Source organism: Vibrio hepatarius, from assembly GCF_001274785.1.
Taxonomy (GTDB): Bacteria; Pseudomonadota; Gammaproteobacteria; order Enterobacterales; family Vibrionaceae; genus Vibrio; species Vibrio hepatarius.
In genome coordinates, this window is sequence record NZ_LHPI01000003.1 from 132,347 (window position 1) to 152,607 (window position 20,261).

The window sequence follows — 20,261 nt, forward strand, 5'->3', positions numbered from 1 at the left end:
CGGCGCGAACATCGATCACCATCATGACTCGAAAAACCTGCTCACTTATAAGCAGACAAACGATTAACTCACAATATTTGTTGAAACACTTGGGTAATTAGTTTAATTGTTATTGCCATGCAGCGGGTTACTTCACCGTTCGAAGCCCTGTCAAAGATTGAAAATACAACAAAAATTATTTCATGGAAGTACCAATTTAATGGAAAAGAAAACACTACTCACACACTGTGCTGATGCCCCGGGTCTGATCTCGAAAATCACCAATATTTGTTACAAGCACCAGCTCAATATCGTTCACAACAATGAGTTCGTTGATAACACCAGTGGCCATTTCTTTATGCGCACTGAGCTGGAAGGCTATTTCAACGACGAGACGCTGCTGGCCGATCTTAGTAGCGCGTTACCAGACAGAGCCAAATACAAACTAATCAGTTCACGCCGCAAACGCATCGTGGTGCTTGTGACTAAAGAAGCGCACTGTTTGGGTGATATTCTGATGAAGAATTACGACGGCAGTTTAGACGTCGAAATCGCGGCTGTTGTCGGCAACTACGACTCACTACAGAACCTGACTGAACGCTTTGACATTCCTTACCACTGCGTTTCTCACGAAGGCTTAAACCGCGAAGAACACGAACAGAAACTGCTCGAAGTCATCGACCAATACAACGCAGACTTCTTAGTGCTCGCGAAATACATGCGCGTGCTAACGCCGTCGTTTGTCGAAAAGTACCACCATAAGATCATCAATATTCACCACAGTTTCTTACCTGCTTTTATCGGCGCAAAACCGTATCAACAAGCGTACGAACGTGGGGTTAAAATCATTGGTGCAACCGCGCACTTCGTAACCAATGACTTAGATGAGGGGCCAATCATCAAACAAGATGTTATCCCTGTCGACCACACATTTAGCGCACAAGACATGGCGCAAGCGGGTCGTGATGTAGAGAAGAACGTACTAAGCAAGGCCTTAAATAAAGTGCTGAATGACCACGTTTTTGTTTACGGTAATAAGACCGTGATTTTGTAGTCTCGCTTCAAGACAGCAAAAAGGCCTCCGCACTGGAGGCCTTTTTATTCGTCACTTTTAGGGCGTGTGGCCTAAAGCTTCACTGCCAGCTCAACACCTTGTCGAATCGCGCGCACAGCATCGAGTTCTCCAGCGTAGTCTGCACCGCCGATGACATGCAGCATGCCTTCAAGTTGCGACCACTTATCTTCAAACGGACGCACCGACTCTTGTCCGGCGCAGATGATCACTTTATCCGCTTCCAATAATTGCTCTTTGCCATCAACGGAAATATGCAGACCTTGGTCATCGATTTTCTCGTAGCTCACGCCACCAAGCAGATGCACTCCACGTTTTTCTAGCGTGCGTTTGTGAATCCAACCGGTGGTTTTACCTGGACCTTTACCTACGCGCCCTTTCTTACGTTGCAGCACCCAAACTTCTTTATCACTCAACGAATCAGGATACGGGTACAAACCGCCCGGATGAGAAATCTCTTTATCGATGCCCCACTCATGCAGCCAATCATCAAGGTTATGACCCGTTGGCTCTGTCAGCATAGTCGCAACGTCAACGCCGATACCACCAGCGCCCACAATCGCAATCTTGTTACCAACGTACGTTTTGTCGCGGATCAGCGTTTGGTAATCGACGACTTTTTCTGGATTGTCGATGCTATCGATTTTCACTTTACGCGGCTCAACCCCAGTCGCCATGACCACTTCATCGTATTCGGTGAGTAAATCGAAGTTCGCTTCAGTTTCAAGGTGCAGTTTCACACCTGTTTCATCAATCAGGTTGGCAAAGTAGCGGATCGTTTCACGGAACTCTTCTTTGCCCGGGATCTGCATCGCCAAACGGAACTGACCACCAATTCGGTCGTTGCGCTCAAATAGGTCAACATGATGACCGCGCTTCGCTAATGTCGTCGCACACGCCATACCGGCGGGGCCAGCACCAACCACTGCGATATTCTTTGGTCTATCACTTGGGGTGACTTTCAACTCATCTTCACGACAGGCGAGTGGGTTGACCAGACAGCTAGCGCGTTTGCCTTTAAACACATTATCCAGACATGCTTGGTTACAACCAATACAAGTGTTGATCAGGTGCGATTGCTGGTTTTCTGCTTTGATAACAAATTCAGGATCGGCTAAGAATGGACGCGCCATCGACACCATATCCGCATGACCGCTGCTGAGAATTTTCTCAGCTTCATCCGGCGTATTGATTCGGTTACAGGTAACAATCGGCACATTGACGTGCGGACGAACTTTCTCTGTCACCCAAGTGAATGCCCCGCGCGGAACTTGCGTCGCAATCGTCGGAATGCGCGCTTCGTGCCAGCCTATACCAGTGTTGATGATGGTTACGCCTGCTTTTTCTAGCTCTTTTGCCAACAGCACCACTTCATCAAAGGTACTGCCCTCTTCGACTAAATCGAGCATCGAAAGACGGAAGATGATAATGAACTCTTCGCCAACCGCTTTACGAATAGACTTGACGATTTCCAATGGAAAGCGAATGCGATTCTCATAGTTGCCGCCCCATTCGTCGTAACGCATGTTGGTGCGCTTACAGATGAACTGGTTGATCAGATAGCCTTCTGAACCCATCACTTCGACACCGTCGTAACCTGCGGTTTTCGCTAGTGACGCACTGTTCGCAAACGCATCAATCGTATTTTTAATTTGACGAGAACTCATTTCACTCGGCGCAAAACGAGCAATCGGCGCTTTAATGGCTGACGCACTTTGGGAAAATGGATGCATCGCATAGCGTCCAGCGTGCAATAGCTGTAACGCAATCTTGCCACCGTGCTGATGTACTGCGTCTGTTACCACTTTGTGAGCGTTTGCATGCTTAGGTTTGCTAAACTCGGCGCTAAACGGGGTCAAACGACCACGTAAATTCGGCGAGAAACCACCGGTTACGATTAGGCCAACACCGCCTTTGGCACGCTCAGCATAAAACGCAGCAAGCTTACCTAGGCCTTCTTTGTGCTCTTCAAGGCCAGTGTGCATCGAGCCCATCAAGACTCGGTTGCGGATTTGTGTGAATCCGAGATCCAACGGCTTTAACAAGTTTGGGTACATGGCAGACATCACTTATATTTTTCTTATTGAGGTCTGACCACGATAAGCATGTCTGTAATAAAAATCAAACAAGCGTTTACATTTTTGTAACACCGATCAATCTACAGTTGTTTGCTTATACTAGTTTCAGTAGGATGTAACTTTGCTGGTTTTAGAAGGTCTTACAGCGATTGAGCCTTGAACTGCGGTGATCGCAGCGGAGATGAAATGAAAAAAATATTTAAGTTTATAGGGTTGGTATTTAAAGGGATTTGGAAGCTGATCTCGTTTATCCGACTCGCCCTGACCAATCTGATTTTCTTGGCAAGTATTGCTGTTATTTACTTTATCTATATCGGCGCAGAAACACCTGAACCGACAGTGCCTAAAGAGTCAGCCCTGATCCTTAATCTGTCTGGTCCTATCGTCGAACAGCCAAAATACGTCAACCCGATGGACTCCCTGACAGGTTCAATCTTTGGACAAGATTTACCGAGAGAAAACGTACTGTTCGATATTGTTGATACAATTCGCTATGCCAAAGATGATCCTAAAGTCAGCGGCTTAGTACTCGCACTACAAGACATGCCAGAAACCAATCTAACCAAACTGCGTTACATTGCGAAAGCGCTCAACGAGTTTAGAGCCGCTGGCAAGCCAATTTACGCTGCGGGCGATTTCTACAATCAAAGCCAATACTACCTAGCCAGCTACGCAGACAAAATTTACATGTCTCCAGACGGTGCGGTGTTGCTCAAAGGCTACAGTACCTATTCGCTGTACTATAAAACACTATTGGAAAAACTTAACGTCAATACACACGTATTCCGCGTTGGCACCTACAAATCAGCAATCGAACCGTTTATTCGCGATGACATGTCTGATGCAGCACGCGAGTCTGCCTCTCGTTGGTTAGGCCAATTATGGGGCGCGTACGTTGATGACATTGCAGCCAATCGCCAAATCAGCGCAGAATCGCTCAATCCGGATATGGATCAGTTCCTTGCATTATTGAAAGAGAACAACGGCGACCTTGCGTCACTCTCTAAAAATATTGGTTTAGTTGATCAACTCGCCACACGCCAACAAGTACGCAAAGATCTCATCGACGTATTTGGTAGCGACGGTGACGACAGCTACAACCATATTGGTTACTACAAGTACCAAGCGACGATGTCATCCAACTTCAACGTGACCAAAGACGACATTGCTGTCGTTGTTGCTAGTGGTGCGATTATGGATGGCTCTCAGCCACGTGGTACCGTAGGTGGTGACACGGTCGCGTCACTGCTGCGCCAAGCCCGCACCGACAACAAAGTCAAAGCGGTGGTATTACGCGTCGATAGCCCAGGCGGCAGCGCGTTTGCCTCAGAAGTGATTCGCAATGAAATTGAAGCACTGAAAGAAGCAGGCAAGCCAGTAGTTGCGTCAATGTCGAGTTTGGCAGCGTCTGGCGGCTACTGGATCTCAATGAGTGCTGATCGCATTGTCGCTCAGCCAACGACGTTGACGGGTTCAATCGGTATCTTCAGCGTGATCACGACATTTGAGAAAGGCCTCAACGAACTTGGCGTTTACACCGATGGTGTAGGTACGTCGCCGTTCTCAGATGTGGGTTTAACCACTGGCCTATCAGAAGGCGCGTCACAAGCGTTCCAAATGGGTATCGAGCACGGCTACCAGCGCTTTACAAGTCTTGTGAGCACCAATCGCGATATCCCAATCAAAGAGTTGGATAAGATTGCTCAAGGGCGCGTATGGACAGGTCAAGATGCGTTGAACTATGGCTTAGTCGATAGCATCGGTGATTTCGACGATGCGGTGAAAGTGGCGGCTGAACTGGCTGAACTAAAAGACTACAACCTTTACTGGGTTGAAGAACCGCTATCGCCAGCACAGCAGTTTATTCAAGACTTTATGAATCAAGTCAAAGTGTCATTAGGTTTGGATGTATCGGCGCTTGTGCCATCAGCACTTCAGCCGGTTGTCAATCAAATGAGCGCCGATGCGGATTTGCTACAGAGCTTCAACGATCCAAAAGGCCAATACGCGTTCTGTTTGAATTGTTTGGTCGAGTAAAGAGCTTGCATATCCGCTAAACCGGACGCTTGTAGCACATTTCACTAGATAGTCACCAATTAGGGGCATTCCGATACCGGATGCCCCTTTTTATTGGTGACGTTTGATATATAATCCACCACTCTGTTCCCCTACAAAAACTGGTTTCTAAGCAATGGCAAGAAAACACATTTATATCGCTTACACCGGTGGCACCATTGGCATGCAGAAATCGCATGACCATGGTTACGTCCCAGTCGCTGGCTTTATGGAAAAGCAATTGGCAAACATGCCGGAATTCCACCGCCCAGAAATGCCAGAATTCACCATCCACGAATACGATCCACTGATCGATTCTTCAGATATGACTCCAAAAGATTGGCAGCAAATTGCTGATGACATCCGTGATAACTACGATAAGTACGACGGTTTTGTCATTCTTCATGGTACGGATACCATGGCGTACACAGCTTCTGCGCTCTCGTTTATGCTGGAAAATCTCGGCAAGCCGGTCATCGTGACAGGCTCACAAATTCCGCTCGCGGAGCTTCGTTCTGACGGCCAAGCCAACCTGTTGAATGCGTTACACATCGCGGCTAACTACCCAATCAACGAAGTTACCTTGTTCTTCAACAACAAGTTGATGCGCGGCAACCGTAGCACTAAGTCGCACGCTGACGGCTTTAACGCTTTCACCTCGCCAAACCTGCCACCTCTTTTGGAAGCGGGTATCAACATCCAAATCAGTAGTGATGTACGAGTCGACCAAAAGCCAGAAGGTGAGTTCAAGGTTCACGATATTACGCCGCAGCCGATTGGCGTGATCACCATGTACCCTGGCATTTCACATGAAGTTATCCGCAATACGTTGCTTCAACCAGTTAACGCGATGATCTTGCTGACGTTTGGTGTTGGTAACGCTCCACAGAACCCAGAGCTGTTAGCTCACCTAAGAGATGCATCAGAACGCGGAGTGATCGTGGTGAACTTAACGCAGTGCCTAGCGGGTAAGGTCAATATGGGCGGCTACGCGACAGGTTGTGCTTTGGCAGAGGCAGGCGTGATTAGCGGCTACGACATGACTCCAGAAGCGGCGCTAGCAAAACTGCACTACCTACTTAGCCAAGACCTTTCTTACGAGCAAGTAAAAGTGAAAATGCAGCAAGTTCTGCGCGGTGAGATGAGTATTTAACTCCCCCATTAAAAGACAAAAGCCAGCGCTAATCCGCTGGCTTTTTTGTTGTCTGGAATGTGTTAGGACTTTTGGTAACGAGCCAAGAAAAGCTTGGTGGTTTCTTCCACTAAACGTTGCTTCTCGTCAATCGTCAACGGTTCACGCAAACGCATCAATTGCGGCCAAAGCGCACTGCCCTTGATTAAACTGTGTAACTGCTCTTTGGCAATATCTGCATCCAACTCAATGAGCTTACCATCGTCTCGTGCGGCAACAATCCATCGGTATACAGCGGTTTCTTTTTCCGACAGCTTCTTCAACTCATCCTGCAACATATCCGGATTGCTAAACAAGTAGTCAAACGCCACTCGCGCCAAATCTTGATACTGCGGAGAAGACAAAAATTCGAGTTCTTCTGTCAGCAGTACGGCCAGTTGGCTCTCCAAAGGCTGACCACGGTTGTAACTCACTTCACTTTGCATGATTGCTCGTTGCCAAAGCTCCGACAACAAGTGGAGTACAAGCGCTTCTTTGTTCTCAAAGTGATTGTAGATGGTACGTTTTGACACGTTCGCCAACTTCGCCAACCTATCCATGCTAGTCGCTTTTACCCCTTCTTCGCGAAACGCTTCAATTGCGGCCTCAACAATCGCTTCTCGTTTTAGCTCACTTCGGCTCTGCTTTTTTTCCATCATTCAGTTCGTTGCTCAAATTCGATATGGCAATTTTACACTGCATAGTTTACTTTTCAAATCTACCAAGTAAACTACACGGTGTAGTTTACTTTCAAGGTAATCAAGAAATGAAGTTAACCGTTTATGTCATCTTTGGAATATTGGTGGTTGTTATGCTAACCAGCGTTATCTCGAACAAAAGTAAGTTCTACAACAGCGAGATTCAGTACTCATCGTCACTGGGCGACACACTGAAGATCCTTCATGCATTTATAACTACACCACGCTTAGATCCTACGCCCATCAAGCCGCTGCCAGTTAACCCGATAAATCAGCAAACTCTTTGCCAACCCACCAACGACTGCCTATACCGACTTGGTCACTCTAGCGTCCTGCTAAGCATCGACAGCAAATGGATTCTTACCGATCCGGTATTGAGCGAACGCGCTTCCCCAGTGCTATGGGCCGGGCCAAAGCGTTTTCATCCAAGCCCAATCGCAGCCAACGAATTGCCTTATCTCGACGTAGTACTGATAAGCCACGACCACTATGACCATCTCGATAAAGCCACCATACAAGCGATTGCTCACAAAGTAGGGTTATTTGTCACCCCACTTAAGGTTGGTGAGCGGTTACAAAATTGGGGAATCGCAGCAGATAAGATCATCCAGCTTGATTGGTGGCAATCTACCTCCGTTAATGGCATTGAACTGGTTGCCACACCATCACAGCACTTTTCAGGACGAGGTTTACTTGATAGAGACCAAACCCTTTGGTCGAGCTGGGTCATACTGGGAGCGAAACACCGTGTTTTCTTTAGTGGCGACAGCGGTTATTTCTCTGGATTTAAATCGATCGGCGAGCGGTACGGTCCATTTGATTTCACTCTGATGGAAGCTGGGGCATATAACTCGCTTTGGCGTGATATTCATATGATGCCGGAAGAGAGCGTCCAAGCGCACATCGACCTGCGCGGGAAATATATGATACCGATCCACAACGGTACGTTTGATCTTTCAATGCACCCTTGGTATGAGCCACTCGAACGCATCAGCGAAATTTCGTCTCTGAGAAACATTCAACTCATCACCCCCTCTTTTGGTCAGCTTGTTGAGCTGGATTCGCCGCCCATAAATCATCTCTGGTGGAAAGCCGATTCCATTTCCAACACGCAACCAACCCGTTTTGAACAAGTTATCGAAGATATCGTTAAGGAGCAAAATAATGGATAGATGTTTAGTCACTGGCGCAAATGGCCACCTCGGCAACAATCTGGTCAGAGCGTTGAGCAAACAAGGTCACAATGTTCGAGCCGGCATACGCAACCTAGATAAATCCAGCTCGCTGGCGGGTGTGGACTGTGAAATTGTATATTGTGATTTACTCGATAAAGCATCACTTCAAGCTGCGCTGCAAGACATCGACACTCTTTACCAAGTCGCTGCGGTGTTTAAACATTGGGCAGAGGATGAGGAGAAAGAGATCGTTGAACCAAATCTACTCGGCACTCGAAATATATTGCAAGCAGCGTACGAAGCTGGAGTAAAGCGAGTGGTGTATGTCAGTTCAATCGCGACCTTAGAGCAAACTCGACGTAACGAAGATGGTGAGATATTGGTGGAAGGCTATAACGTTTCTGACCAACTCAATCCATATTGCCACGCGAAAACTCTTGCTGAGCAAGAGGCGTGGAAAGTTGCGGATGAACTGGACCTCGATATGGTGACAGTGCTTCCTTCCACCATCCTTGGCGGCGAATTCAAACCCAGCACTGAATCTCTCGATGCTTTCTCTGCGATTGTGAACGGCAAAATGCCATTCTTGTATGAGTTGAATCTTAGCCCTATCGACGTCAACGATGTCGTCAAAGGCATGATCAGTGCGGCGAAGCTCGGCTTGCGAGGAAAGCGCTACGTCCTTGCCAACACCACAACCATCTCTAGCGAAGAAATCATAGAAATTGCACGCGAGATTAATCCTGCGCTTGTTGCACCGAAGATACTATCTGAGCCGGAGATATACGCGTTGGTTGCTCAAGCAGAAGCGGAAGCGTTGAGCACCAATACTCGCCCTAAACTCATTCGCAGTAATGTCGCCCGTTCACTCAAGCACAAGTTCATCTTCGACCAAAAAGACTCTCTTGAGCACTTAAACCACGCGCCAATCAGCGCAAAAACCGTGGTGCGGGAAACGATGCAATCCTTGTATCAAGGCCAATAAGGTAAGCAGCGACTGAGAAGAATAGAAACAAAAAAGGCGACTCCATTGAGTCGCCTTTTGATATGTAATGTAGCGATTAGCCGATGTGCGTTGCGCCGCCCATGTACTTCTGTAGCACAGCTGGGATAGCGATGCGCCCGTCAGATTCTTGGTTGTTCTCAAGAATAGCAACCATAGTACGACCAACTGCTAAACCAGAACCGTTTAGCGTGTGCACTAGTTCAGGTTTCTTCTCGCCTTTACGACGGAAACGAGCTTGCATACGACGCGCTTGGAAGTCCCACATGTTTGAACAAGATGAGATTTCACGGTAAGTCTTCTGTGCAGGAACCCAAACTTCTAAGTCGTAAGTTTTACGAGCGCCGAAGCCCATATCACCTGTACATAGAACCACTTTACGGTAAGGAAGCTCTAGCAATTGCAGAACTTTCTCCGCGTGACCTGTTAGCTCTTCAAGCGCATCCATTGAGTCTTCTGGTTTTGTAATTTGTACCAATTCAACTTTGTCGAACTGGTGCATACGGATAAGACCACGAGTATCACGACCGTAAGAACCTGCTTCTGAGCGGAAACACGGTGTGTGAGCTGTCATCTTAAGCGGTAGATCCGCTTCGTCAGAGATCGTATCACGTACCATGTTGGTTACTGGTACTTCTGCCGTTGGGATAAGTGACAGTCTACGCGGCTCTTCGTCGTTCACTTTCTCTTCAAGCGGTTCTGTATGGAAAAGGTCTTTACCAAATTTAGGTAGCTGACCAGTACCAAATAGGCTGTCAGAATTCACTAGGTACGGTACGTACATTTCTGTGTAGCCGTGCTCTTCGGTGTGAAGATCGAGCATGAACTGAGCGATTGCACGGTGTAGGCGCGCGAATTGACCTTTCATTACGATAAAGCGTGCACCAGTAATTTTAGTCGCGCTCGCGAAATCAAGACCGTCGCCCATTTCACCTAGGTCAACGTGATCTTTGAGTTCGAAATCGTAAGTTTTTGGCTCGCCCCAACGAGAGATCTCTACGTTGTCTTCTTCATCTTTACCGTCTGGCACATCGTCAGCTGGCAGGTTTGGAACAGATAGAGTGATTTCTTCAAGTTGCGCCATTACCGCGTCAAGTTCAACTTTTTTCGCGTCTAGATCGCTACCGAGTGTACCGATTTGCTTCTTAATCTCTTCTGCGCCTTCTTTGTCACCAGCCGCCATTTTTTGGCCGATTTGCTTCGAGATGGAGTTACGCGTGGATTGTAAATTTTCAACTTCTACTTGAATGGACTTACGTTGCTCTTCAAGTTTACGAATAGTCTCTACGTCTAGCTTAAAGCCACGACGTGCCAGTTTAGCAGCTGTTTCATCCAGCTCTGTTCGAAGTAATTTAGAATCCAGCATTGTTAATCCTATGCTTTTGTAGTTGTGAAATCGCGTACCTGCATCGTGCTTGTACGCTAAAAAAATTTACTGAATAAATGTATCCAAAAAAGACCTTTATTCATAGCGCTTTTGTGGGCTTTTTGCGTCCAAACTAGCCAAGTAATCTAACTTTTCGCCAATTTTTGTTTCTAAACCGCGATTTGTCGGAAAATAGTAGCGTGTATCGCCCATTTCTGGTGGTAAATATTTCTCACCAGCCGCGTAAGCCCCCGGTTCATCGTGTGCATAGCGGTACTCGGCACCATAGCCGAGATCTTTCATTAAGTTGGTCGGTGCATTGCGTAAGTGTGGCGGAACTTCGTACTCAGGTTGGTTGTGCGCATCGCTGAGCGCTTGTTTCCAAGCGGTATACACAGCGTTACTTTTTGGTGCGCACGCTAAGTAGACAATCGCTTGAGCAATCGCACGCTCGCCTTCAGCAGGTCCAACGCGGGTAAAACAGTCCCAAGCGGAAAGTGCCACCTGCATTGCACGAGGGTCGGCGTTGCCAACGTCTTCCGATGCAATAGCTAATAAGCGTCGGGCAATATAAAGCGGATCGCAACCCGCTGAGATCATTCTCGCTGCCCAATACAATGCAGCATCAGGATTGGAACCACGAATCGATTTATGGACTGCGGAGATCAAGTCGTACCAAATATCGCCTTTGTTGTCGAAGCGCGAGACTTTCTCTCCGGCGACTTCGGCCAAAAGCTGCAAGGTAATCTGCTTATCGCCCTCGGCATTTTCTTCCGCCATATCGTAGAGCAACTCAAGATAGTTGAGCGACATGCGCGCGTCACCGTTAACTAACTCAGCCAATCGATCCAGCACATTATCAACAAATTCCGCTTTGGTTTTGCCAAGGCCACGTTCAGGATCCGCAATCGCTTGGTCGAGCGTGTGCCTGATATCTGCGGTAGCAAGCGAGGTGAGCTTATAAACACGTGCTCTGGATAACAGTGCGTTATTGAGCTCGAAAGAAGGGTTTTCTGTCGTCGCACCGATAAAGGTAACGGTGCCGTCTTCAATATGTGGCAAAAACGCATCTTGCTGCGACTTGTTAAAGCGATGCACCTCATCCACAAACAAGATGGTGCGACGACCGGCCATTTTATTTTCACGCGCTTTCTCAATCGCCGCGCGAATCTCTTTCACACCCGAGGTGACCGCTGAGACTCGTTCAACTTCCGCATTCGCATAATTCGCCGCCACTTCTGCGAGAGTGGTTTTACCGGTACCCGGAGGTCCCCACAGAATCATCGAATGAACATGCCCCGCTTCCAGAGCCCTTCTTAACGGCTTTCCCGGACCGAGAATATGCTGCTGCCCGATATACTGTTCCAAAGTTTGAGGACGCATTTTAGCAGCAAGGGGACGAAAATCTTCGTCCCCTGAAAAGTCTAACGAGTAGTTACTCACGGTTAATTCCTTTGGTCGTCAACCTCAACACCTTGCGGAATGGTGAAGGTAAAGCGATCGGCTTTGGGTTTGCTTAGGTCTAAATTGTTGAACAAAAACGCGCTTTTTTGCCCATCTTGTTCAATCACACTAAAGCCTTTTACCGCCCCTTTTTTATCAATTTCCAACTTAAACTGACCTTGATTACTGTCTTCTGCAGTTGGAACTAATGTAAACACGTCACCTTGTTGAGAGACTTTATAGTTGTCCCAGTCACTCGCTCGATTACGCGTCAGCAAAACAAACGGCGTTTGCTCTGTCGCTTGCTCTTGCCAATAAATACTGACCTGTTCGATAAACGGGCTGTAGTACCATAAGGTCTTGCCGTCAGAAACCAATACATTTTCATCCGGCATTGTGGTCGTCCAACGGAATAGGCTTGGACGTGAGATTTCAACGTTCCCTTCCCCTTCCATCACAACGTCGCCATCTGGGCTAGTCACTTGCTGAGTAAACTCGGCACTGAAGCCTTCCGTCTGTTGTAAACGCTGATTGAGCTCATCTTTCGGCGCAGCAAATACTGAACAACTCATAAAAAGCAATGCGGCTAGTTTCTTCATTTAATCTTTCCTTTTTAGACGCAGGTAAAGCGTTTATAGCTTTGATAACGACTAAGTTTGACCGAGCAAAGTTAACTTTGTTCTATTTCCCACAACATTGTTTGTATTTTTTGCCGCTGCCACATAGGCATGGATCATTGCGACCAATGTCCTTAAACGGGTTCACACTCTGCGATTTTGCACCAATCATGGCTTCGTCTGCTGCTTGCGCGACTTCGGCGATCATTAGGTCGAGTTGGTCAATCAAATCAGCCAACGCAGGCGGTGTCTCGATACCCGCCGCTTTCATCTGCTCGTGGGTCTGATTTTCGTCGATGGCGAGCATCATCGTCGTCAGCATCGCTTGTAACATGCGCAACGTACCGTCGCCAACCTGAACTTCTTGCCATTGCTGTTCAACTGTAGGCCATAGAGTCATAAAGCCTTCTGCTACATCAGCAAGTTGTTCGAGCTTATGCTCTGGCTCAAGAAGCTCCATTAGAGAATATTCGTTTCTCTTCAGCAGTTGATATTGATGAGTGATGTGCTCTTCAATCGGCTTGCCCACTTCTGCGGCTTGTTCAGAAAAAACATTCGCCAACCAGCTTTCTGGCGCGAGAGGTTTCGTCGCCATATTTGCGGCTAACGTAAGACCTTCGAGAAAATACGCCGACTCTTCACTACAAGATGCAGGTAGTGCCAATAATTGATACTTCATGTTTTGCTTCTGATACTTCTTCTAAAACTAGGCGTATTATAACCTTATGCACGCACCGAGGTCACTGTGCGTCGAGAAAACTCCTCAAATAAGCCCTCTCTTTTCGAATATCACTATCGAATTGGGTATCGAAAGTGACATTTGCTTCGTGACACTCTAAAATCACGCCTCCTTAAACAGAGGTATGTTTGTATGCGAGTAGTGCTGGGCCCGATGGAGGGCGTGTTAGACCATTTGATGCGTGAGATCCTGACAGATATCAATGACTATGACTTGTGTGTCACTGAGTTTGTCCGCGTCGTCGATCAACTTCTCCCTGATCACGTATTTCATCGTCTTTGTCCTGAACTGCACCAAGGTTCGCAGACCAAATCTGGCGTACCTGTGCATATCCAGTTACTCGGTCAAGATCCAAACTGGATGGCAGAAAACGCAATTCGAGCAGCCGACTTAGGCGCACGTGGCATTGATCTTAACTTTGGTTGCCCAGCAAAACTGGTCAACAAAAGCAAAGGCGGCGCAGCACTTCTGCAGCACCCAGAACTTATCCATAACGTCGTGAAAGCGTGTCGCCAAGCAGTTCCTGATACCATTCCGGTCACGGCGAAGATTCGCCTTGGTTGGGACAATCCTGAAGACTGCTTTGAAATTGTCGATGCGGTTGAGCAAGCTGGCGCCAACGAGTTAACTGTGCATGCTCGAACCAAAACAGGTGGCTACAAAGCCAGTGAAATTAAGTGGGACTACATTAACCAGATCCGTCAACGATTTTCTATCCCGTTGATTGCCAACGGCGAAATCTGGAACTATCAAGACGGACAGGCTTGCATTGAAACCACTGGTGTGGATTCGCTGATGGTATGCCGCGGCGCGTTTAACGTGCCTAACCTAGGTAATGTGGTCAAGCACAACCACAGTAAAATGCCTTGGGACGAAGTGGTGAAACTGCTACTGGTTTATTCTCAGTACGAAATGAAAGGTGACAAGGGGCTCTACTACCCTAACCGCGTCAAACAGTGGTTCTCTTACTTACGACAAGAATACTCTGAAGCGGCAGACTTGTTCCGCGAGATCCGCACCTACAACAAGGCAGAACCAATTGTTGCGCATATTACTGAGTACCAAAAGCGACTGATCGCCGCCTAGCACTCCAACTTATCTTTGCCTGTCGTTTTAGCGATATAGAGCTTTTCGTCTGCGGCTTTGAATAACTTATCAAAGTCGCGACTCTCTTCGTAACTGGTCACAACCACACCGCCAGATACCGTAAAGCCTGAATCAAGAATGCGTTTAGACTCCTGACCAATAATGGTACGTACACGCTCTAAGGTTGCGATCAACTGATCTTGGTCACGACCACGCAAATAGATCACGAACTCTTCACCACCAAATCGGGCAACAGCATCGCTGTCACGGGTACTATTCGCGATCTGGTCTGCAACATAGCAAATCACATTATCACCCATGTCATGGCCGTAGTTGTCGTTAATCAATTTGAAGTTATCGATGTCCAATACCGCAAGCGCGACATATTCGCTTCTCGTTGCGCTACTGATGTATTCCTCTAAACCACGGCGGTTCAGCAATCCCGTCATTGGGTCTTTAGCCGCGAGCTCTTTGAAATGGCGTCGCTCTACTCGCGTGTTGATAAAGAAAAGCGTCAGCACGGACAACACGTAAAGGATCAGAATCACGGCTAAGTTGTAACGCTCTTCGTAAAAGAAAAACCTTGTTTCCTTCACCAAGTCTAACTCGTAATACAACGAATGATTGCTGTGAACACCTTCAATTTCTATCGGTTTAATGTGGACCGAGTTTTCGGGAATCTCTCCTACCGACGTATCAACCATTCGGATCGAACCAGTGACTAAATTACTGTAGTTACCTAGTAGAGTTTCAGCAGAGATGTCGAGTGAAAGTACACCTTGATGTTCGCCTTGTACATAAACCGGCATCATCATGTTGAACACTCGCTTACTGGTGCCTATCAGCGGCTTTGGTCCGAGTAAAGTAATCACATCACCGTTTTGCAATGTCTCACGCCAGGCTGAGCGTGCTTTGATCGTCGCGAGTAACTCTGAATTGACGCCTTTGGCATAAGTCACAGGCGCCGACATCAAGTACCCTTCTTTATCGATGTAATGCACCCCGAAAAGGTAGTCATCAATGTCATGCAAAAACGACAGCACAGGAGCAATAGACACTTGCTCTGACGCTCGTTGGTAAAGATAACTCTGCTCATCACACAGCTCCTTTTCTCCAACGATTAGATACTTAACGTCAATCGGAACGTTTTCAGCGTGGTTATCTTCACGGAGCAACGACTTGTCGATTGGCCACATTTGGCACACGTTGTCATTGATGATTTTGCTGTGTTCAGAAAGTAGGTCGGAGTCTGGATACGAGTAATTACTAAAACTGTAATCCAAGACCGTAATGATCTTTGTTGCACGGATAAGCGATGTTTCAATCCAGCGATACGCATCATCGATCTCTCGATTCACGGTATCGATATGGTTTCTTAAGATCAACGCAACAATCACCAATGACAATATCGCTGGCGCTGAAACTACGAACCCTAGACTGAAGTGTCTCGTAAACTGCATTAAATCGCTTTACCCTGTGAGGAAGAAAATACAAAAGCCCATATCCTGACAGGAAATGGGCTATTATTCTAAACTATGCCACGAAATTTGAGAATTTTCTGACGCGATTATGTAACTAAATTATTAATTTAGTAGCAAACTGTCGTCGGCTAATTCTTCACCTCTCACCTTCGAGAACATTTCTAGCAAGTCAGCAACCTGCATATTCGCACGTTGTTCGCCTGCTACATCCAGCACAATCTCGCCTTGGTGAAGCATCACGGTTCTGTCTCCGCAAGCTAGCGCGTCTTTCATCGAGTGCGTCACCATCATCACGGTTAAGTTAAACTCCTTAACAATTTTTTTGGTTAGATCGATGATAAATGCCGCCATTCTTGGATCAAGTGCCGCAGTGTGTTCATCAAGTAACAACAGTTTACTGTCTGATAGCGTCGCCATCACAAGACTGACGGCTTGTCGCTGCCCACCAGATAATAGGCCAATACTGTCACCCAATCGGTCTTCCAAGCCCAAACCTAGAATGCTTATTCGCTCCTGAAACAGTTTTCTACGCTGAGCAGAGAGCGACAAATTCCAGCCGCGTCTTTTACCACGCATGTAGGCAAGCGCCATGTTTTCTTCAATCGTCAAATCACCACACGTTCCCGCAAGCGGATCTTGGAACACGCGCGCACACTGTTTCGCTCGTTGGTCAACACTTTGGCGAGTAACGTCAAGTTCATTGATGATCACTTTACCACCGATCATCGGCGTTTCGCCCGTCACCGCACCTAACAAGGTGGACTTACCCGCGCCATTGGACCCAATGACGGTCAGGAACTCGTGCTCTGGCACTTCTAGCGAGACACCTCTAAGCGCTTTGTTTTCCAAAATCGTACCTGGGTTAAAGGTTACTTGGATATCTTCCAGACGAATCATGCAACATCTCCTGACTTCTTACTTGGTTTTACTCCATTGGCACCTGATTCAGGCGCGAGAGCCTTTTTTGCTTTTAAGTTTCCTTTAAGCTTCGGAGCAATCAGAGCAAACGCTACCAACACCGCCGTAACCAAATTCAAATCAGAAGCTTGTAGACCGAACATACCTGAACTTAACGCAAACGCGACCGCTAGTCGGTACAACACCGAACCGAGTACAACCGCCAGCACGGCGACCCAAATCTTGCGCCCCGGAATTAACGTTTGACCAAGAATAACCGCCGCTAGACCCACGACAATCGTACCCACGCCGGAAGTCACATCGGCAAAACTGTTGGTTTGTGCAAACAATGCACCAGCAAAGCCAACAAAGCCGTTTGAAAGTGCTAAACCAAAGTAAGTGTAAAACGCGGTACTTGCGCCTTGTGCTTTTACCATGCGAGCGTTAACACCCGTCGCACGCAAGCCTAAACCAAAGTCACTGTTAAGCAGACGCACCACAAACCAAGCGGAAAATAAGACCAGTAAACCCACCACCAGCGGACGCAACAGCATAGGATCACCCATCGACTCAAACGGAGTCAGGATGGTTTCTTCGCCGAGTAGCGCAACGTTTGGACGCCCCATGATACGAATATTGATCGAAAACGCAGCAATCATCGTCAAAATAGAAGCTAACAGGTGTAAAATGCCGCAACGTACAGCAAGAAATGCAGTGACCCAACCCGTCATACCACCGGCAATAATCGCCATACCCGTCGCAAGCCAAGGGTTGATACCGGAAACAATCGCCGTTGCCGCTACCGCCGCTCCCATCGGGAAACTGCCATCAACACTCAAATCGGGGAAATCAAGAACACGGAAAGTAAGGTAAACACCAAGAGCAACTAAGCCATAAAGTAGCCCAATCTCCAGCGCACCAAAAAATGCAAAAGCAGACATACAAACTCCCTTTTCTGCTAGAGGAAAGGAGAACACCTCTCTGTGTTCTCCTTATTAGAGGCTTACTTCACGCTGGTGGCGCGGTCTAGCACAGAGGCAGGGATGGTTATGCCAAGCATCTTAGCTGCACTAGTATTCACGACGAGGTCAGAACCTTTCGCAACTTTTACGTCTAACGAACCAGGTGCCGCGCCTTCAAGAATCGCTGCTACGTAGTCTGCGGTTTGAACGCCAACTTGGTAGTAGTCAAAACCCAAGCTTGCAATCGCACCTTTTTCAACATAAGACGTTGCACCGCCCAAAACCGGAGTTTTTGCTTGGTTTGCCGCTACAATCATGCCCTCAATCGCACTGGCTACCGTGTTATCAGTTGCCGCGTAAATCACGTCTGATTTCTCAGCAATCGCTTGAGTTGCCGACTGTACATCTGCACTTTTCAGCGCTGTTGCTTCAACCACTTTAAGGCCTTGAGCTTCAGCGCTTTGTTTTAGTAAATCAACCAAAGCGACAGCATTCGCTTCACCTGGGTTAAACACAACACCAATAGATTTTGCATTTGGCAGGATTTCTTTAATTAGCTCGACGTGCTGAGCAACTGGAGAAAGGTCTGATAGACCCGTCACGTTCTTACCTGGTTGCTCCATACTTGAAACCAGTTTAGCGCCCACAGGGTCTGTAACGGCGGTAAATACCACTGGGATAGTACGAGTTGCTGAAACCAGTGCTTGTGCGGTTGGCGTGGCAATACCAACTAACACGTCCGGCTGTTCACCGACAAACTGACGCGCAATTTGGACCGCGATAGCAGGGTTACCTTGTGCGGTTTTGTAGTCAAAATCGAGGTTTTTACCTTGCTCATATCCTTTTGATTTAAGGCCATCAATCAACCCTTGGCGGGTTGCGTCGAGCGCTGGGTGTTCAACAATCTGTGAAACGGCAACTTTGGCAGTTTTTGCCATGATACTTGTCGAAGCCAGTAGGGTTGCGCCGGCTAGAACTGCGGTCGCAATGACTTTTCCTGCTTTCATCTTAACTCCTTGATTTCAGCAATATGATGTTGTGTGCAAATATCGTTATATAGTTTTTTATATGAATTGCGCACTTTATGTACGCATAAATCATTATTACCAATAACTTGCTAGAAAGGGAAGCAGGATTTAACAAGATATAAACAAAATCAGAGATGGGTAGAGTTAGGCTTTCACCGCTCGGATCAATATGTTGCGCGGAGTAATTTGCTTGGAGCAGAACTCGTTAACCTCGACCTTGTACCCTTGCTCTTCAAGATAGATGGCTTTATCGAAGACCAGCCACAGCTCTAATGCTCGTCGAAAGATCTGTTGCACTAAACTAAGGCGCTCCATTTGCCAGTAGCGTGTCTCACCAAGCTTTAGATAATGTTCCGCGTCAAACGTAGGTAGAGTGACTCCCTTCTGCTGCGCTGCCCAGTGGCAAAAAGCATCAAAGCCGCAAGCCAATAATGATTTCTTGATACTCGGAACAGGTTCATAGTGCTGGAAACCGCATTCCGACCGCAGCAGTAAATCAAAGCCGAGTCGATAGCACATTTCTAAGTATCGATGACGCTTAACCCTCTCACCACCCGTCACGGTTTCTTGCAATGGGATGCGCAGTTCATTTTTAGACAGTGTCAGAGCCGACGCTTTGGCAACAGTTGAAAGAGGTTGATAACGGTCGTGCTGAATAAGGTGATAGCAGCACGGTGAAATCGTCATCGCAGGCAGCCCTTTTCGACAACCGTGCCGAATCAACGACACATGCAGGTCGCCGCATGCGTGCAACGCGACTGCATGCTGATTTGGGTTCATCACAGAAGTCGCGTCGTTTGATAGTGCATCGCCCCGCACAAAGTGCATCGGTAGACCTTGTTGGTCTGCTTCTTTTTGCCCTGTTTGGCACAGGGCCGCTTGAAACTCAAAGCTAGTGACAGACTGCTGGCTTTGGCTGGCTAATATCCTGCCAAGAAAACCTTTCCCCGAGCACCATTCAAGCCATTCACTACCTGCGTGATGCTTGAGTGCAGCTTCGCTCATCGACGTAATTTGCTCGAGCTTTCGACCGGGGATACCGGCATCGACACCTCTCGGAAGCGTTATGCCCTCAAGGGGAATTGACCGAAGTGTCGTCAGTTGAGAGAGGATATGCGTTTCTGGTAACAAGCGCGCAAGCTCATTTCCCAACTCGTCATTGTGCTCTTTATAGAATTCAATTTGCTGATTAGACAGCGAGCTTAACCATTCGCATAGCTGGGGAGAGCGCTCAACCCAAGGTAAGTCTTGGTCTAAGCTTTGAAAAAATGGCTCAAAGCGCCAAAACGATTGGTAGCGATTTAAAACAGTATCGAGTTGTTGAAATTGTTGCTGCATGCATCCCCCTGCTGACCGACTATTTTAGCCAACGCGCGTGAAGAAGAAAACGCGCTAATGATTTCAGCATGCA

General features: G+C 47.5%; 17 protein-coding genes. 6 read left to right on the top strand and 11 right to left on the bottom strand.

Annotated features, from left to right (window positions below):
• The first annotated feature begins 199 nt into the window (after positions 1-199).
• Positions 200-1,033, top strand: coding sequence for a formyltetrahydrofolate deformylase (gene purU / locus AKJ31_RS05930; RefSeq protein ID WP_053408184.1), 834 nt, complete (start codon positions 200-202; stop codon positions 1,031-1,033).
• Between the two features lie 71 nt (positions 1,034-1,104).
• Here the strand turns inward: purU and AKJ31_RS05935 are convergent, their stop codons facing one another.
• Complete coding sequence (locus tag AKJ31_RS05935; RefSeq protein WP_053408340.1) at positions 1,105-3,108, bottom strand: NADPH-dependent 2,4-dienoyl-CoA reductase; 2,004 nt, start codon at positions 3,106-3,108, stop codon at positions 1,105-1,107.
• A 207-nt stretch (positions 3,109-3,315) separates the two neighbouring features.
• On the opposite strand from AKJ31_RS05935, the gene sppA reads away from it, so the two are divergent.
• A complete protein-coding gene (gene sppA, locus AKJ31_RS05940; protein WP_053408185.1) occupies positions 3,316-5,166 on the top strand; it encodes a signal peptide peptidase SppA in 1,851 nt (616 codons plus the stop codon).
• Positions 5,167-5,320: 154 nt separating this feature from the next.
• Entirely contained in the window at positions 5,321-6,337 is a 1,017-nt protein-coding gene (ansA, locus tag AKJ31_RS05945; RefSeq protein ID WP_053408186.1) for an asparaginase, read from the top strand.
• A gap of 62 nt (positions 6,338-6,399) precedes the next feature.
• On the opposite strand, the gene AKJ31_RS05950 is transcribed toward ansA, so the two are convergent.
• On the bottom strand, positions 6,400-7,014 hold the full coding sequence (locus AKJ31_RS05950; protein WP_053408187.1) for a TetR/AcrR family transcriptional regulator: 615 nt from the start codon (positions 7,012-7,014) through the stop codon (positions 6,400-6,402).
• 107 nt (positions 7,015-7,121) lie between these two features.
• Here AKJ31_RS05950 and AKJ31_RS05955 point away from each other — a divergent pair, with 107 nt between their 5' ends.
• Positions 7,122-8,225 carry an MBL fold metallo-hydrolase gene (locus AKJ31_RS05955; protein ID WP_072161258.1) on the top strand — a complete coding sequence of 368 codons (1,104 nt, stop codon included), beginning with the start codon at positions 7,122-7,124 and terminating at the stop codon, positions 8,223-8,225.
• Positions 8,218-9,213 carry an NAD-dependent epimerase/dehydratase family protein gene (locus AKJ31_RS05960; protein WP_053408188.1) on the top strand — a complete coding sequence of 332 codons (996 nt, stop codon included), beginning with the start codon at positions 8,218-8,220 and terminating at the stop codon, positions 9,211-9,213. Before AKJ31_RS05955 ends, AKJ31_RS05960 begins: the two co-directional genes overlap by 8 nt.
• Positions 9,214-9,289: 76 nt before the next feature.
• On the opposite strand, the gene serS is transcribed toward AKJ31_RS05960, so the two are convergent.
• The 4 genes from serS to AKJ31_RS05980 all read right to left on the bottom strand — a co-directional run bounded on the left by serS (position 9,290) and on the right by AKJ31_RS05980 (position 13,336).
• The gene (gene serS / locus AKJ31_RS05965) at positions 9,290-10,597 is read right to left on the bottom strand and encodes a serine--tRNA ligase (RefSeq protein ID WP_053408189.1); all 1,308 of its coding nucleotides are present in this window, start codon (positions 10,595-10,597) and stop codon (positions 9,290-9,292) included.
• A 96-nt stretch (positions 10,598-10,693) separates the two neighbouring features.
• Positions 10,694-12,040 carry a replication-associated recombination protein A gene (locus AKJ31_RS05970; RefSeq protein ID WP_053408190.1) on the bottom strand — a complete coding sequence of 449 codons (1,347 nt, stop codon included), beginning with the start codon at positions 12,038-12,040 and terminating at the stop codon, positions 10,694-10,696.
• Between the two features lie 2 nt (positions 12,041-12,042).
• Positions 12,043-12,639: an outer membrane lipoprotein periplasmic chaperone LolA gene (gene lolA / locus AKJ31_RS05975; protein WP_053408191.1), complete on the bottom strand. Its 597-nt coding sequence runs from the start codon at positions 12,637-12,639 to the stop codon at positions 12,043-12,045.
• A gap of 82 nt (positions 12,640-12,721) precedes the next feature.
• A complete protein-coding gene (locus AKJ31_RS05980) occupies positions 12,722-13,336 on the bottom strand; it encodes an SEC-C metal-binding domain-containing protein (protein ID WP_053408192.1) in 615 nt (204 codons plus the stop codon).
• Positions 13,337-13,528: 192 nt separating this feature from the next.
• Between AKJ31_RS05980 and dusC the strand changes: the two genes are divergently transcribed.
• On the top strand, positions 13,529-14,482 hold the full coding sequence (gene dusC, locus AKJ31_RS05985; RefSeq protein ID WP_053408193.1) for a tRNA dihydrouridine(16) synthase DusC: 954 nt from the start codon (positions 13,529-13,531) through the stop codon (positions 14,480-14,482).
• Here dusC and AKJ31_RS05990 read toward each other — a convergent pair.
• The 5 genes from AKJ31_RS05990 to AKJ31_RS06010 form a co-directional block, all read right to left on the bottom strand.
• Positions 14,479-15,942 carry a sensor domain-containing diguanylate cyclase gene (locus tag AKJ31_RS05990; protein WP_053408194.1) on the bottom strand — a complete coding sequence of 488 codons (1,464 nt, stop codon included), beginning with the start codon at positions 15,940-15,942 and terminating at the stop codon, positions 14,479-14,481. The two genes, dusC and AKJ31_RS05990, sit on opposite strands and share 4 nt — an antisense overlap.
• 123 nt (positions 15,943-16,065) lie before the next feature.
• Entirely contained in the window at positions 16,066-16,860 is a 795-nt protein-coding gene (locus AKJ31_RS05995; RefSeq protein ID WP_053408195.1) for an ABC transporter ATP-binding protein, read from the bottom strand.
• Entirely contained in the window at positions 16,857-17,801 is a 945-nt protein-coding gene (locus tag AKJ31_RS06000) for an ABC transporter permease (RefSeq protein ID WP_053408196.1), read from the bottom strand. Before AKJ31_RS06000 ends, AKJ31_RS05995 begins: the two co-directional genes overlap by 4 nt.
• A gap of 62 nt (positions 17,802-17,863) precedes the next feature.
• Entirely contained in the window at positions 17,864-18,829 is a 966-nt protein-coding gene (locus tag AKJ31_RS06005; RefSeq protein ID WP_053408197.1) for an ABC transporter substrate-binding protein, read from the bottom strand.
• Positions 18,830-18,994: 165 nt separating this feature from the next.
• Complete coding sequence (locus AKJ31_RS06010; RefSeq protein ID WP_053408198.1) at positions 18,995-20,188, bottom strand: methyltransferase; 1,194 nt, start codon at positions 20,186-20,188, stop codon at positions 18,995-18,997.
• Between the last annotated feature and the right edge of the window lie 73 nt (positions 20,189-20,261).

Bases quoted from the DNA above. Each gene is read 5' to 3' on its own strand.
- AKJ31_RS05980 (WP_053408192.1), bottom strand. From the start codon at position 13,336: ATGAAGTATCAATTATTGGCACTACCTGCATCTTGTAGTGAAGAGTCG.
- AKJ31_RS05990 (WP_053408194.1), bottom strand. From the start codon at position 15,942: ATGCAGTTTACGAGACACTTCAGTCTAGGGTTCGTAGTTTCAGCGCCA.
- AKJ31_RS05960 (WP_053408188.1), top strand. From the start codon at position 8,218: ATGGATAGATGTTTAGTCACTGGCGCAAATGGCCACCTCGGCAACAAT.
- AKJ31_RS06005 (WP_053408197.1), bottom strand. From the start codon at position 18,829: ATGAAAGCAGGAAAAGTCATTGCGACCGCAGTTCTAGCCGGCGCAACC.
- AKJ31_RS06010 (WP_053408198.1), bottom strand. From the start codon at position 20,188: ATGCAGCAACAATTTCAACAACTCGATACTGTTTTAAATCGCTACCAA.
- ansA (WP_053408186.1), top strand. From the start codon at position 5,321: ATGGCAAGAAAACACATTTATATCGCTTACACCGGTGGCACCATTGGC.
- AKJ31_RS05995 (WP_053408195.1), bottom strand. From the start codon at position 16,860: ATGATTCGTCTGGAAGATATCCAAGTAACCTTTAACCCAGGTACGATT.
- AKJ31_RS05935 (WP_053408340.1), bottom strand. From the start codon at position 3,108: ATGTACCCAAACTTGTTAAAGCCGTTGGATCTCGGATTCACACAAATC.
- dusC (WP_053408193.1), top strand. From the start codon at position 13,529: ATGCGAGTAGTGCTGGGCCCGATGGAGGGCGTGTTAGACCATTTGATG.
- purU (WP_053408184.1), top strand. From the start codon at position 200: ATGGAAAAGAAAACACTACTCACACACTGTGCTGATGCCCCGGGTCTG.
- AKJ31_RS05955 (WP_072161258.1), top strand. From the start codon at position 7,122: ATGAAGTTAACCGTTTATGTCATCTTTGGAATATTGGTGGTTGTTATG.
- AKJ31_RS06000 (WP_053408196.1), bottom strand. From the start codon at position 17,801: ATGTCTGCTTTTGCATTTTTTGGTGCGCTGGAGATTGGGCTACTTTAT.
- lolA (WP_053408191.1), bottom strand. From the start codon at position 12,639: ATGAAGAAACTAGCCGCATTGCTTTTTATGAGTTGTTCAGTATTTGCT.
- serS (WP_053408189.1), bottom strand. From the start codon at position 10,597: ATGCTGGATTCTAAATTACTTCGAACAGAGCTGGATGAAACAGCTGCT.
- sppA (WP_053408185.1), top strand. From the start codon at position 3,316: ATGAAAAAAATATTTAAGTTTATAGGGTTGGTATTTAAAGGGATTTGG.
- AKJ31_RS05950 (WP_053408187.1), bottom strand. From the start codon at position 7,014: ATGATGGAAAAAAAGCAGAGCCGAAGTGAGCTAAAACGAGAAGCGATT.